The sequence below is a fragment of the Ligilactobacillus murinus DSM 20452 = NBRC 14221 genome (assembly GCF_001591685.1).
In the GTDB taxonomy this organism is placed as follows: Bacteria; Bacillota; Bacilli; order Lactobacillales; family Lactobacillaceae; genus Ligilactobacillus; species Ligilactobacillus murinus.
Genome location: NZ_BCVJ01000054.1, coordinates 1 through 13194, shown reverse-complemented (window position 1 = coordinate 13194; position 13194 = coordinate 1). Strand labels below are relative to the sequence as shown.

At 34.6% G+C, this 13194-nt stretch carries 14 protein-coding genes; 5 read left to right on the top strand and 9 right to left on the bottom strand.

Annotated features, from left to right (window positions below):
• Positions 1-181 precede the first annotated feature (181 nt).
• The 7 genes from LMU01S_RS08800 to LMU01S_RS08770 all read right to left on the bottom strand — a co-directional run bounded on the left by LMU01S_RS08800 (position 182) and on the right by LMU01S_RS08770 (position 6761).
• The gene (locus tag LMU01S_RS08800) at positions 182-1309 is read right to left on the bottom strand and encodes a tyrosine-type recombinase/integrase (protein WP_056960341.1); all 1128 of its coding nucleotides are present in this window, start codon (positions 1307-1309) and stop codon (positions 182-184) included.
• Entirely contained in the window at positions 1302-1898 is a 597-nt protein-coding gene (locus LMU01S_RS08795; RefSeq protein WP_056960339.1) for a DUF1643 domain-containing protein, read from the bottom strand. The genes LMU01S_RS08800 and LMU01S_RS08795 overlap by 8 nt, the downstream gene beginning before the upstream one ends.
• A gap of 155 nt (positions 1899-2053) precedes the next feature.
• Complete coding sequence (locus LMU01S_RS08790; RefSeq protein WP_056960337.1) at positions 2054-3160, bottom strand: tyrosine-type recombinase/integrase; 1107 nt, start codon at positions 3158-3160, stop codon at positions 2054-2056.
• Positions 3161-3219: 59 nt separating this feature from the next.
• On the bottom strand, positions 3220-3420 hold the full coding sequence (locus LMU01S_RS08785; RefSeq protein WP_010688245.1) for an excisionase family DNA-binding protein: 201 nt from the start codon (positions 3418-3420) through the stop codon (positions 3220-3222).
• Positions 3417-4877 carry a DNA primase family protein gene (locus LMU01S_RS08780; protein WP_056960335.1) on the bottom strand — a complete coding sequence of 487 codons (1461 nt, stop codon included), beginning with the start codon at positions 4875-4877 and terminating at the stop codon, positions 3417-3419. The genes LMU01S_RS08785 and LMU01S_RS08780 overlap by 4 nt, the downstream gene beginning before the upstream one ends.
• Positions 4870-5634 (bottom strand): hypothetical protein, encoded by a 765-nt coding sequence (locus LMU01S_RS08775; protein WP_056960334.1) that lies wholly within the window; start codon positions 5632-5634, stop codon positions 4870-4872. Before LMU01S_RS08775 ends, LMU01S_RS08780 begins: the two co-directional genes overlap by 8 nt.
• A 2-nt stretch (positions 5635-5636) precedes the next feature.
• A complete protein-coding gene (locus tag LMU01S_RS08770) occupies positions 5637-6761 on the bottom strand; it encodes a DNA polymerase (RefSeq protein WP_162258496.1) in 1125 nt (374 codons plus the stop codon).
• Positions 6762-7107: 346 nt separating this feature from the next.
• Here LMU01S_RS08770 and LMU01S_RS08765 point away from each other — a divergent pair, with 346 nt between their 5' ends.
• Positions 7108-8238, top strand: a complete 1131-nt coding sequence (locus LMU01S_RS08765; protein ID WP_056960330.1) for a hypothetical protein — start codon at positions 7108-7110, stop codon at positions 8236-8238.
• Between the two features lie 170 nt (positions 8239-8408).
• On the opposite strand, the gene LMU01S_RS08760 is transcribed toward LMU01S_RS08765, so the two are convergent.
• Together LMU01S_RS08760 and LMU01S_RS08755 are read right to left on the bottom strand one after the other, a co-directional pair.
• Positions 8409-8696, bottom strand: a complete 288-nt coding sequence (locus LMU01S_RS08760) for a hypothetical protein (RefSeq protein ID WP_056960328.1) — start codon at positions 8694-8696, stop codon at positions 8409-8411.
• Positions 8683-9153 (bottom strand): JAB domain-containing protein, encoded by a 471-nt coding sequence (locus LMU01S_RS08755; protein ID WP_056960326.1) that lies wholly within the window; start codon positions 9151-9153, stop codon positions 8683-8685. Before LMU01S_RS08755 ends, LMU01S_RS08760 begins: the two co-directional genes overlap by 14 nt.
• Positions 9154-9783: 630 nt before the next feature.
• On the opposite strand from LMU01S_RS08755, the gene LMU01S_RS08745 reads away from it, so the two are divergent.
• The 4 genes from LMU01S_RS08745 to LMU01S_RS08725 all read left to right on the top strand — a co-directional run bounded on the left by LMU01S_RS08745 (position 9784) and on the right by LMU01S_RS08725 (position 12973).
• Entirely contained in the window at positions 9784-10494 is a 711-nt protein-coding gene (locus LMU01S_RS08745) for an ATP-binding cassette domain-containing protein (RefSeq protein WP_056960321.1), read from the top strand.
• A gap of 1328 nt (positions 10495-11822) precedes the next feature.
• Entirely contained in the window at positions 11823-12098 is a 276-nt protein-coding gene (locus tag LMU01S_RS08735) for a hypothetical protein (protein WP_156470404.1), read from the top strand.
• A complete protein-coding gene (locus tag LMU01S_RS08730; protein WP_056960316.1) occupies positions 12095-12445 on the top strand; it encodes a hypothetical protein in 351 nt (116 codons plus the stop codon). The genes LMU01S_RS08735 and LMU01S_RS08730 overlap by 4 nt, the downstream gene beginning before the upstream one ends.
• 30 nt (positions 12446-12475) lie before the next feature.
• Positions 12476-12973, top strand: coding sequence for a thioredoxin domain-containing protein (locus LMU01S_RS08725; protein ID WP_056960314.1), 498 nt, complete (start codon positions 12476-12478; stop codon positions 12971-12973).
• The last annotated feature ends 221 nt before the right edge of the window (positions 12974-13194 follow it).

The following is a 13194-nucleotide window of genomic DNA, read 5'->3' as shown; positions in this document are numbered from 1 at the left end:
GGCCTCCAGGAACATGCTAGAAATCCTATTATATCAATGAAAACTCAACTTTTTGTTTATTTTTCATTTCGTCATCTATTCGACATATAGACGTTATGAAATGTTACGATATGTAAAGATAGCCTTAGGAAACACCACCAAAATTGCTAAAAAAAAATAAAGCCTTAACAGCTTTATTTTCTTATGCTAAAGCTAATAGTTTCACCACCTTTTTATCTTCATTCGTGACCTGATCTGGGAGTAAGTCAATATAGTACTTCTGCGTTATCGAAATATTCGAATGACCCAAAAATCGAGAAATATAGACCAGTGATATCTCCCCCGAATTTAACATCATACTAGCTATCGTATGTCGCATAGTGTGAGTTGAAAATGTCCCCGGCAACCCTAGTCTTTTTTGTAACCTCTTATAGGTCAAATTTATACTTGAAGCTGGTGGTATCTTACCTTTGTAATTCAAAAAGATAAGTCGATCAGGATTATGCAAACCACGCTTGAACATTTCTCTTCGTTGATATCTGACCCATGTAGTTATTTTATTCATGACATCACGTGACACAGGGACTTTACGAACACCATTCTTAGTCTTAGGTTGTTTAAGGAATTTGTGATAGCTATCCCATGATTCATCAATACGAAGTGTACAATTTATTTCGTCGATATCATCTTCCTTTAGTGCTAAACATTCACCTACACGCATAGCGGTTTGAGATATAACAAACAAAACAAAGCAATTTACATCTAACAAATTGTAGTCCCTATCTAAGAGATATTTTTGAAGTTTCCTAAAATCCTTAACTGCCATAAACTTACGCTCATTTCCCTTGGTCAAGCTAGGGTCGGCGATAATGTTTATACTCCCAGCACTTGGATTACGTGGGATTATACCATCATTGAATGCATCTCTTAGGCAAGATCTTATCCTAGTTAAGTCTTTACGGGCTGTTTCATGACTGCGATTTAGCTGATTAAAGTAAGTTTGAATATCATCACGAGTAAGGTTCTTAAGCTTTATCTGACCTAAATCTTTTCTTTTTATCCTATTATAAGATGATTGATAATTATCGACCGTATTAGCTGAAACAACTGGCGCCTTATACATTGTTATCCAATGCTTATAGTAATCAGCAAATGACATATCGGCTTTAGGTGATACACTACCTTGAAGATAACTATGCTCCATTTCGACCAACCAATCTTGAGCATCACTTTTCTTCTGGAATGTCTTTTGTTTACGATAGCGCTTCTTACCAGCTCCTTTGGTAAACTCTGCAAAATAGCCGTTGGTTCGTTTAACTATCCTACTCATCAGCTTCAACAACCTTCTTCTTGCGTCTTGATTTTGGTGGATTCTCCCAATCAAAAGTCCACGGTACCAATGTCCAATGATCACCTTGTAAGGCTAACGGATGTTTAGGTTTATGTTGTCCATCTGCCAATTCTACAATCTTATCCAATTGACCTTCATCACTACACATCCGACCATACATTGCTAATCGGTCACTAGCAATTTGATATCTATTCGTGAGTGAGCCAACAGAAACAATGACTTTTTCAACTTCCTTAGTCACTTTAAGTAATTCTGTCATTGAATCGATCTCATAAGCATCCGCTAAAGTCCGTTCATTAGCCGTGTTACGTGAAATAGGCTTTGTGAACAAATTGCCAATAATAACAGCCCCATAATCATCCATACGATACACTTCATTTTTGATGAGCATTGTTGTTAGATCTTCTTCAACAATTCCAAGTTTGCTAGGATAATTAGCTAATACTAAAACTGCTGGCTTATTTTTATCCCAAGTATATTTAGTCCAGTATGTGCTGTCATCCTTAACTCTCTTTTCAACCAAGATCTCTGTTGTAACAGTTGTTGTCTTTACTTTCTTCTCTGCCATATTAGGCACCTCCATATTTTAATTATCAAAAGAACCTTAGAAGCCGTAACTCCTAAGGTTCCTTCATTATTAAAATATATACTTGCAGTTTGTTTAGATACGGTGAACAATAAGTTGAAATATCCCCCCTAAGTCCCCTAATCACCCAAAATGCTTCACAGAAGTTCCAGTACTTTTCGTCTTTCAGCTACCTTATCTTCAGAGACCAAGCCCAAATAGTAACTTTCTGTGATCCGAACGCTAGAGTGCCCTAATAATCGAGAAACTGTGACGATATTTACACCTTTGTTCAATAAATGTGATGCGATCGTATGTCGTAAATTATGCAGTGAATATTGTGGTGAAAATCCTAATTTCTTCTGCAACTTTTTAAAAGCAGATGTCAATGAGCCTACACTTCCTACCGAGCCATCTTTCCTTGTCATTACTTGCATGTCTGAATCTAGCGACAGGTTGTTCAAGTCGGCCCAGTATTTTATTTTATCAACTAGCCAGTCAGGGATAGGAACTACCCTGTGACTTGCTTTAGTCTTAGGTGCTACTAGCTCACCATCCCATGAATGATTTACTGTCAGAATGCACTCAGAAAAATCAATATCCTTATAGCACAAAGCCAGTATTTCGCCACCACGTAGACCAGTACTGATCGCTATACTTAAGCCTAGCATATTGCGAGTATGCCAATCATTCTTCTTAATAGCAAATCTTATTAAATATTCTTTGATAACGTTAAACTCAGATAACGGTAATACCTTATCATCAACATTCTTGTAATAACTGTCATCGTTCCCTGTAATCACCACATCATTCGCAGGATTTACTTTTGCGGTCACAACTGAGATACGCATAGCATAGCGCAACATTGAGCGAATATGGCTCAAATCTTTACGCAAAGTTTCATGACTGTACCTTTTTGATAACATATTGAATACACCTTGCAACTGTTGGTGTGTTAGAGTGCTGACTTTGATTCGGGAAAGATATGGACTTAAACGATTTTTAGTAGCTGAATATGATTTTAAAGTGTTTTTGGCTAATCCTTTCTTTTTATTAGCGACCCATAAATCATAAAAGCTCATAACTGTCATTTTTCTTTGGTAAAGCAAGGCTTTTGAACCTCCTAAAATGGCTGACTGTTGTGTTAACCATTCATTTGCTTCACGTCTAGTCACGAAAGTTTTATTTTGTCGTATCCGATTTTTACCACTACCAATGGATAGTTGTACGGTATAACCAGCATTTGTTTTCTTGACTACTGACATAATGAAACCTCCAATTTTATATGGAAAAGAGCCCCGAAAGGCCCTTTTCCGTCATATTCTCAAACTACGTATTCAAACCAGTTTTCAGCACGTTTTTTAACATACTCAAGTAACTGACTTTGAAGTAATCTGACCTGTTGTGATTCACCCACGAACAACCTAGGTAGCTGTGGATCATTCAACAGTTCTTCCACTATCGAACGTCTAACGCCTAATAATTTAGATGCTTCATTGATAGTTAAGATCTTGTCATTTATCAAATTTTCTTCACTCCCTTACTAAAAATTAAATCATTGACATACTCAATGTTTGATTTTGAAAATGAACAATCCCGACCATAAAGATTTCTGAATTGTTTCTTGAATTCTGGCCAAAAACTTTTTGGCTTATTGAATCCCTTGGAATCTTCATCAGTTTCATCCAAAAAATCGAGAAATGCATTTAAAATTTCTGTCTTAGGCGTCCTAGAGCTACTCTTACGTTGACATTTTTGCCGTAGAAACATGTAAACGGGGCCCCTAGCTTTATCAAAGTACTCATCAGTCTCCCTTTGAAGTGAGCCAGTTATAACTTGTGAAAGATCATAGTTGTATTTAGATTTAAGCTCTCTCAAATACTCAATAGCTCTAAAGACGATCTGATCCTTTTCAGATTCCAACTTCCCATTCAAATCTTTATCGGCACTCTTACCGACAAATGTATTTGGAAAGTTAAGCAGTACCACCCGTCGACTAAAGCCGATCGTATTTTCTGGTATCGGTAATTTGTTAAAGGATAAGGTCACTTTTAAAGTAAATGTCGTTTGAACCATTATCTTGTTCTTACGATTTACGGACATCTCATTACCCTCAACAATATTTTTGATACCTGCAAAATCACTGATATTATCCCCACTTTCTTCTAAAATCCAAGCAAAACGTCCTATCATATTCTCTTTACCAAATTCACCATTGAAATGGTTTAATGAATTATGAGATACATTGCTCGAACCTAAAAGTCTGGTGATGACGTGGATCAATGTAGACTTGCCACTTGCTCCAGAGCTGTGCATAAAAACAAGCTTATTGACTGCTCTATCTACCTGAAGCTGTACCGCCAACCAATACCAAACAAATTTGATTTTATCTTGATCGCCATTAAATGTCGTCTTTAAAAATCTATCAAAGTTAGGTGTGATACCTTGTTTAGGTGAAACATCTGACTTTCTAGTTGATAGATACTTAGGATCAAATGGTACCAGCTTCAAACTTTTTAAGTCTAAGGCTTGATCACTAAAAACAACAACTTGCTTATTTACATCAGTATCCTTGTACTGTGCAACTTTTCTTTTCAATAAGCGCACTGTTTCTTGTTCGAAGTTATGAGACCATGGAGTGTCAAACACCCCTAACACCCGAACAATAATTTTACGTAACCTATAGCCATCCTCAGCATCAACGAAAACACCTTCAGACCACTCATAAATATGCAGATTATCATTGATGTTACATAACGTTAATGCTATCACCAAAAAATCCACCATTGTTTCGTGAGTCGGTTTCTTCCCAACGACTTTTTGAATGTAGTTCACAACGTGTCCTTCATCTGGCAACTGTGCAGAATCTGTCGATTCCCCAAGATGTTGTTGAATATGAGCAATAATGCAAGCATTAAACCCATCCACTCCGCTGTCTACATAAGGAGACATAGCCCTTTTTAATTCATCAAATTCAGTCATTGGTCCCATTCACCTCATCTGCTTTACTGCCTTGTATGCGCATCTCTTCAAACGGATCACTTTGAATTTTTGATGCATTGGTAAATGGATTATTGGAAGTATCGGTCGTCTCACTTACGTTCTTCTTTGGAACGGGTGTGCTAGCCAAAGCTTCCAACTCCTTTTCTATGTCATCTTCAAGTAATTCATCAGTAGGATCTTGCTGAAGTGAACTGGAAGCACAGTCTCCGACTTGCGCTTCTCCATTATCTGTACTAGCACTAGTCGTTTGTTTTGAGATTGAATTCCCAGCATTTGCCAAGGACTGTCCTGTTGATTGACCTGTATTTACACCAACTTGTTGAGTAAATTGATTCATTGCATTAGTGATGGTATTCGTCATTTTTGCCGAAATCATGCTCGGATCATCAAGATCGATATCTTTTAACGAAGCAAATCCAGATTCATTCACCGAAACGCTTGCGCAAAATATCAGACCAATTATATCGGACTCACTGACATCTGGATTATCCTGCCCAGGATACTTTTCACCACCGATCTTCTTAATAATATTCTCCAAGTCTTTTTGCGAGAATATGCACACTGGCTTATCAAAGATTTTTCCGTTCGAGCGTAATTCCAGTTCTAACGATAAGTAGACATTGCCATTGCCATTATTAGTTTTCTTCCAAGAAGCGCTCTTAACCTTTACATCAATATACTTACCATTGTAATCTTCAAACGACACTTTGTTACCGTTTAATTGATCCAGTCTCATAATTATTCACCTTTCCTTTCGACTTTTAGAAAACTGGTAGTTACATAGTCGGGAATTTCCCACTCAACTACTTTCGAAACAGTCTTAGTTAGTATCTGAATGACACTTCTATCATCCAAAGTTCGTGGTAGCTCTAAGATCACTTCATCATGTCTTGGGATCAACACCCTAACACCTGAGACACACAACTTGATCAACAATCTTTTCAAAATAACAGCACCTAATCCTTGAATTGGAAGATTACGCAACTGTGCCGTTGAAAATTCACGAAACACAGGTGCATTACCGTAAGGTGTTACACGAATGAATGGATTGCTTGCATATGAGTCTAAGCCCTCACTAAGCTCTGGATAAGCAGTACGTATCTTCTGTTGGATATTGACGTCGGCAAATTTATCAGTGAATTTACGCAAATTTTCTTTAAGGGTAAACTCACTAGCTCCATACAAATACGGTGTCAGTAAGGATTTCCCCAGCCTATGGCATTCGTCTATGGATCCACTGCTTAAAAACTGTTGTCCTAAGACTGCATAAACATCTTTTCCAGCAGTCAATTCTTGTTGCATCACCCTACACCCTGTAAGTGCACTAGCAATTCGCATCTCTTGTTGACAAAAGTCCAAATGCCAAATGTTATACCCTTCACTAGGTTGTAAGAAGTCATACATCACCTTTGGCAATGACATAAGTGGAAGATTACGACAGCTCATTCGGCCCGAAACAGCAGAAAAACTCCGATATTTTCCTGTAATTGGAGCAACAGAATCCAACATAGTGCGCCCAATCACCGCTTTTCCAAGTATCTTACATTGCATTCCCCAAAAATTCTGCTTATTGAACAGTTCACGTGCTAAAAGTTGATTCTCACTGAACAACGCTCCCTTACCAGATAATTCCTTGTGAGAAATCCCCGTTTTGATGCGCAATTGGTCTGCAAGCGAAGGCGTTTCATTGTCAAGAGATGTATCAATGTTAAAATACAGCTCTAGATCTTTGATACGCTCCCGAAGCTCTTGTTGTGATTCGTACCATCCCTTGATATCGAACAAAATTTCGACATCATTTAATTGGTCGATCACTGGAAGCATTTCTAACTCAAGTTCAGCTAACTGCTGAAGCGCTGACACCTGACTAATGACTCGCTGAGTTTGACTATAGACATCAGCTTCCCTCAAATTTTTCTGGGGAAAAGCGCATAGGTTGCACAAATCCACATCTGGAATTCTTTTTAAAGCATTCAACATTTTTACCCCCATCCTGTAATACGAGCACTTTACTTAGTATCCTTGTTCTTATCAGAATTCAATGTAACTCTATCTGACACCTAAAGCATAACCCAATAACCAAATTCAGAAAATGGAATTAATTAAAACCTAAAAATAAAGCTTTCTTTATTTTTTTCATCATATATGATATAAATACACTGATGAAAATTGTTTTCAAGAATTTATAGCTAAAATAGGAGTAAAAAAAATGCAAAAAAAATCGACTACTTTTTCTAAATCCGACATCCTGCTTAATGCAAAGAAGATATTTTTAACCAATTATCGTAACTATTTTCCAAAATCTCGCTTTAAAAATTGGACTCTGGACTTTGATGGCTTTCTTTCCGATGATCCAGCCTATAAGACTTTGAACAACACCTACGATCTTGTATCAAAAAACCATCATTCCTTAAAATTCAATGCTCTTGAATTTTCTCTATCTTCTGAAAAATACCGTATAACTGGAGAAACATCCACTCTCAATCAATACCAGTTCGCACTGTTTGAATACGTTGTTATTCCTGAAATAATCGTCTTCCATCTACTTAAGCCAAAATACAATTCGCAAAAACAAACTTTTACCGTCATTAACAAAGATATAATCGACTACTTCAAGGATGATGTAATGCCACGTGTAAAAGATACTTTTTACGCCTCTGATTTGATGACTTATATACTATTACGTGAAACAGCAAAAAAACTTTCGATAGATCAAATCAACCAAATAAATGAAGATATAGTGGAATATTTTGAATTAAAACACACCGAAAAATATAATCGCCTCATGAAGAATTTAATTAATAATGCCTACCAATACTTCATTATTACTGCTACTTCTGAGTCCCATCTAAAATTAAGATTTCCTTTTAGGGAAATCGCAGAGCGCACAAGTGGTTTTTCGCAATTTTCCAAATTAATCGACGTTCATAGCTCATATTATGATCCTATATGGTCTTTTTTCCTCTACAAATCTATTTCCAACACTAACTGGTCACTCACCGAGTTATTTGAAAAATTTTCAACTTTGTATGTTAAGACTGCGCAATTTCTCAAAGAAACAAAGTATATGACTTCTACAATAGATAGCTTTACCTACTATAAAAATAATAAGAGACTATCTTATGACGCTCTAAAATATGTGGATGAAAGATTTAGGGAATCACCAATAATAGTACCACCAACTTATAAAAATAAACTTGCGTCTCTTAATAGTACAGTAGATCATCTTGATTTTACTAACTTTTATATAAACCACAACACTACCAATAACACCTTTCCGCTGGAATGGTTTTTGGCATCAGAGACAGTTAGGCTGTACAACTCTATAACAATACTCTAAAAAAATGACCCATAACCATTGAAATAACCCTGAGTTAGCCTCACAGCCAACTCAGGGTTTGTTTGGGTCATTTTTTCCATTACTTATTAGTCATCTCCTAATTCTCGGATAATTTCCATACCAATCTGAACTCCTGCTTCAATCAAAATCCTGATCCATGTATCCATATGTTACACTCTCCATTCTTTTATTGTTCCGTCAGAGCCAATAAATCCAATGCCCCAGACATCTTTATTTTGATTGTTTGCAATAATAAAGCCTGTTACATCTTTAACAGCAAAACTCGTCACACTAACATATTGCTCGTTGTTTGGTACTAGATTCTGAACTGCTTCATCTAATTCGCAACGCTCTAACAACACTGTCTCGTACACAGTTCTATTTTCATCAATAGTTATGCGCATGATCGTTTCAAGCTCTGAGATCAATTCCTTTTTCGCAAATTCATATCCTGTCAAGACTCACTCCACCCCAATCATTTGCTAGCAAGCTTCTAATATCATCACCGTAAATAATGCTATCCAACAATACTATCTCCATCATCTCCCCTACTTGCTTCAATTTTTGTGTGATTTTTAAATCATTTTCTGATGGTGTTGTGTCACCTGATGGATGATTATGAACCACGATAAATCGGATTGAATTAGCTAATAATAGCGTCTTAAAAATTTCCCTGACTGAAACTGTAGATTGGTTGAGTGTCCCAATTGATATTATGCTAATAACAGTCGGTTTATTCTTTGTATCTAAGCCCAGCAATATCATGATTTCTCTGTCTGCTTCTTCAAGAAATGGTTTGACCAGATCTGAAATGGTGTAAGGCGAAGTAATAGGCTGTGCTTCTAGTTTCTCCCAACCTACCACACTAATCCTCTCTTGCTTAAGTCTGACAAACTCAACAGTTTGATTCTCCATGTTGCATTTCTCCTTTGTTATTATCTTAGATTCTATTGCCCATATACCTGAGCCACTTACTTGATTTGACCTCCTTTAACTTTAGGGTAAATAAAAGAGCAAACTACACCTAATGTAGTTTGCTCTCAAAATAAAAATATATATTTATATAACTTTATCGTTTTCGCAACCAACAAATGTTATATACAATCAATTTTTTTGGATACCTAAAAAAGTGTTGTATATTTTTTAAATGCTTGGTATAATCAAAAATGTAAACGTTTACCATTTTCTTATTTAAGAAAATGTATTGTAATAAAAAATGATGAGATATGAGTAGGTTTGTGTTTGTAGCGTAATAAAAAATAGAAAGGAATGTGTGTCATGGTTCTTTCACCATTAATAGCACTACAAGTATATTTAGAAACAAAGTACCATGCAGTAGTTAAAAATAAGTCACCTATCATTTGGATTGTAGTGCTTGTTGTTGCTCTGATGTTTGCTTATGCTTTCTATTGCACATCTAGGGGATACAGCTTTACAGGTCAAATTAAGTTTTCTGCTCCTTTTGTAAAAATTGGTTGTCGTCCTTAGTTCAACAAGAAGAAAGGAGATTGTAATTTCCTTTCTTTTTTGTTCTTGGAGGTAATTATGCTCAAAGTAAAAAATTTGCAAAAAAAATTTGGTGCCACTACCGTTTTAAATGACATAACTATTGATTTCCCTAATACTGCCGTTATAGTTGGACTAAATGGTGCTGGAAAAACAGTATTTTTAAATTCCATTACTGGTATATCTAATATTGATTCAGGATCAGTTGAATTGGATGGATTTAAGATAGGTAGTAGAGAATTCAAAGAAAGAATTTTTTATATCCCATCTGATTTCTATTTACCACACTATATGACGGGGAGTGAGTATGCCGACTTTATAATGAATAGATATCCCAAGTCTTCGTCCTCACTATTCTTTGAAATATCAAGCTTATTAGACCTAACAAATTTCTTAAATACACCCATAGAGTCATATTCATTTGGTATGAAGAAAAAGCTTCAACTTGCAATTATGTTTTCAACACCTACACCATATATACTAGCAGATGAAGTTTTTAGTGGTCTAGACTTGGAAACTAGTCTTATAGTTCGTGAATTATTTACTATAGTTACTAAAAGCAGAAACTTAGTTTTGGTATCACATGAAAAAGATATTATATTGCATTTTTCCGATTGTATCCTTGTTATGAAAAACGGTCAGCTAAGTAGATATAAACACCCACCTGAAGATATCGAAAACTTTATTAAGAAGGAGGAACATTTAGATGAAAAAATCAACCTTATTAAGCAACGCCTTCACTCTATTTAAATTTTATCTAAATGACACTCTATCAGGATTACTTCACCATCCTATATTAAGAAATAAGTTAACTAGGATAATACTTGTTTTTGGAGGAGTAATTTTCTACCTTTGGTATTTTTATATAAATATGCGGTCTTTTTCTAATCTTGGGGATGTCAACATTTTCCCAAAATTAGCCACCCTAACAAAGGTAACAATCATTAGCTACATTAATATGTTCCTTATTTTGGGATTATATATTAGTACTTTTATAAATACAACTCTTAACTTCAATAACACAAATTTATTCATAACAAACTTACTTCCTTTCTCAAAAAAAGAAATAACTCTTGGTCAAAAGTTATTTAAATTATCAGTTTCACTAGTTTTATTTGAGTTATGTCTGATCATTGTTTTCCCTTTTTTTACACGTATTGCTATAATTTCTTTGTTGGATTTAATACTGTTACTTCTTATCTTCCACCATTGCTTCATATTGAGCTTCTTAGCAGTTGATGCTATTTACTCGTTTGTCCTTAAGTTCATTTCTATAAAAGCAACAAAATTAAGTTCTATTGTTACTTTTATTTTTGATATTTTTATTATAGCAATAGCTACTCTATATATGCTTGTCTATAGATTCCCTGTTGAAAATATTATTGGTCATAGTTCAGTATCTATCAGCTTTATTATCCTAACCACGTACATTTTAACGTTCTTGATTATACTAACGATCATTACAATAATTTTAAAATTTAACTTGTATACCCCCATATATTTTAAAAGAAAGATTTTTTTATCTAGTATTTCTTTATCAAAGTTAGGTTTACTATACACTCTTCCCGCAATATTTAGGCAAAAGAATTTTATATATTCTCTGACAACAATTGCTATTATGTCTATAATAACTTGGGTACAAAGTGGTATACACGCATCACTTTATATATTTTGTAATTTTTATTTCCTTATAAACATTACAGGAATCAATTACGCTAGCTCTACTATCAAATTTAGGAAATTCTATTCTTTTTATCGAATTAGTACTATAAACGAGTTTATTTCGCTAATACTCAGTGCAGTGGTTTTATCGATCCCTCAATTAATTGTTCTAACTTATCTACGTGACACTCAGAATAGCATCTTGATTACGTACTCGTTCTTCGCTATTGCTTTAATTTTTGGTTTTCTATTTCCTAAATTTAACGGGATCCTAAATGAAATTTTCTCAGTATCTTTATCAATGATACTCATATTTGTAATTTATCAATTGCTCACTAGCAATTCAGTGTTCATTTCAATCGTTATTATTTTATTTGCTATCTTGTTTATTATACTTCAAAAGGAGCGTGTTGAAATTGAATAAACAGCTTTTAACAAAATGTATTATTAACGGATCCATATTTTTTCTATTTGTTCTTGCATTAGATTTTGTAATTGAGTTATTCCAAATAAATGAAAGTGGTACTGTAATAACTTTATTAGGAGTAAAAATAATAACACACATGACCAGCTCTGAGCTCACTACAGCAATTGGTCTGACTCCTAAAGTTCTTGTCTCTTACTTAACGATTCTCTCTATTTGGTTTGGGACTACATTAATTATTACTAATGCAAGGTCCAAAAAACAATGATTACAGCTATATTGGAAGCAATGCTTCTCTTTGCAACTTTCTTAATTCATGAATCATTTCACTATATCGTTGCTCGTTTATTTGGTTATAATCCAAAATTTGTCTTTTCAAGTTATTTTAGTCCCACAATTATATACACAAATAGAGGTGAAGATTTAAAAAATTTATGTATTTCTTTGGCTGGCCCTCTAGGAACTGTTATTATCGGGATGTTAGTCCCCGATATTGACTTATTTAATCTTTTTAAAATTGTTTGTTTTTTACATCTTATATGCCTTACCCCAATTACTGCAGATGGTCAAGTAATTTTGCTATCAATATTAAACATCGTAAGAGGAAAAGTATGATAACTAGGAGCGATAAACGGAGGTTTACTTATGAAAAAAATTTTTTCATATTTATTTTTAGCAATAATATTTCTATCTTGCTTATTTGGAATATATTACATCACTAGTCCTCAAAAAAACCGCCAGTATAACAATTTTGTTAATATTCCTCCTTCTGAAGGAATAAACTTAATTGACTCAAAAAAACAAGGGGTCTATTATATTGGGTATCCTGAATGCCCTTGGTGTAGAGAGCTTGAACCTCTTTTAGCAGAGGAAATTTCTTCATCAAAAAAAATATATTCAATAAATATTCATGATAAGGGATTCACTAAACATGCACAATTTAAGCTAGACAAAATTTACTCAGAATACTACAATGACGAATTAACCGTTCCATTATTAATTTCTATCAATTCAAAACAAGAAATAATCACTCATGTAGGTACTGTTCCTGGCCATAATGCTAAAATAAATAAATTATCTAAATCTGAAAAGGAGAGATTAATTAAGAAAATTCGTTCACTCATTAACTGGTCATCCCAATGATTAAAATTCACTCAGGGTATTTAGGGGACTTAGGGTAGATATTTCAACTTATCTTCCAGCAATTTCCCCTAACATTTGCCATAAGTTGTCAACAAGCCGTCATGAATCGGCACGAAATGTTAAGCTAACAAAAAAAGCGTGGTCTCGCTCGGAGATCACGCTTCTTTTATCGAAAGGCTTTATCTTAAAGCTTTTCTTTGGAGACAATGTTCAAGTTGTCG

Excerpts from the sequence above, each read along its gene's own strand:
- LMU01S_RS08800 (WP_056960341.1), bottom strand. The coding sequence starts at position 1,309 with ATGAGTAGGATAGTTAAACGAACCAACGGCTATTTTGCAGAGTTTACC.
- LMU01S_RS08795 (WP_056960339.1), bottom strand. The coding sequence starts at position 1,898 with ATGGCAGAGAAGAAAGTAAAGACAACAACTGTTACAACAGAGATCTTG.
- LMU01S_RS08790 (WP_056960337.1), bottom strand. The coding sequence starts at position 3,160 with ATGTCAGTAGTCAAGAAAACAAATGCTGGTTATACCGTACAACTATCC.
- LMU01S_RS08780 (WP_056960335.1), bottom strand. The coding sequence starts at position 4,877 with ATGACTGAATTTGATGAATTAAAAAGGGCTATGTCTCCTTATGTAGAC.
- LMU01S_RS08775 (WP_056960334.1), bottom strand. The coding sequence starts at position 5,634 with ATGAGACTGGATCAATTAAACGGTAACAAAGTGTCGTTTGAAGATTAC.
- LMU01S_RS08765 (WP_056960330.1), top strand. The coding sequence starts at position 7,108 with ATGCAAAAAAAATCGACTACTTTTTCTAAATCCGACATCCTGCTTAAT.
- LMU01S_RS08755 (WP_056960326.1), bottom strand. The coding sequence starts at position 9,153 with ATGGAGAATCAAACTGTTGAGTTTGTCAGACTTAAGCAAGAGAGGATT.
- LMU01S_RS08745 (WP_056960321.1), top strand. The coding sequence starts at position 9,784 with ATGCTCAAAGTAAAAAATTTGCAAAAAAAATTTGGTGCCACTACCGTT.
- LMU01S_RS08730 (WP_056960316.1), top strand. The coding sequence starts at position 12,095 with ATGATTACAGCTATATTGGAAGCAATGCTTCTCTTTGCAACTTTCTTA.
- LMU01S_RS08725 (WP_056960314.1), top strand. The coding sequence starts at position 12,476 with ATGAAAAAAATTTTTTCATATTTATTTTTAGCAATAATATTTCTATCT.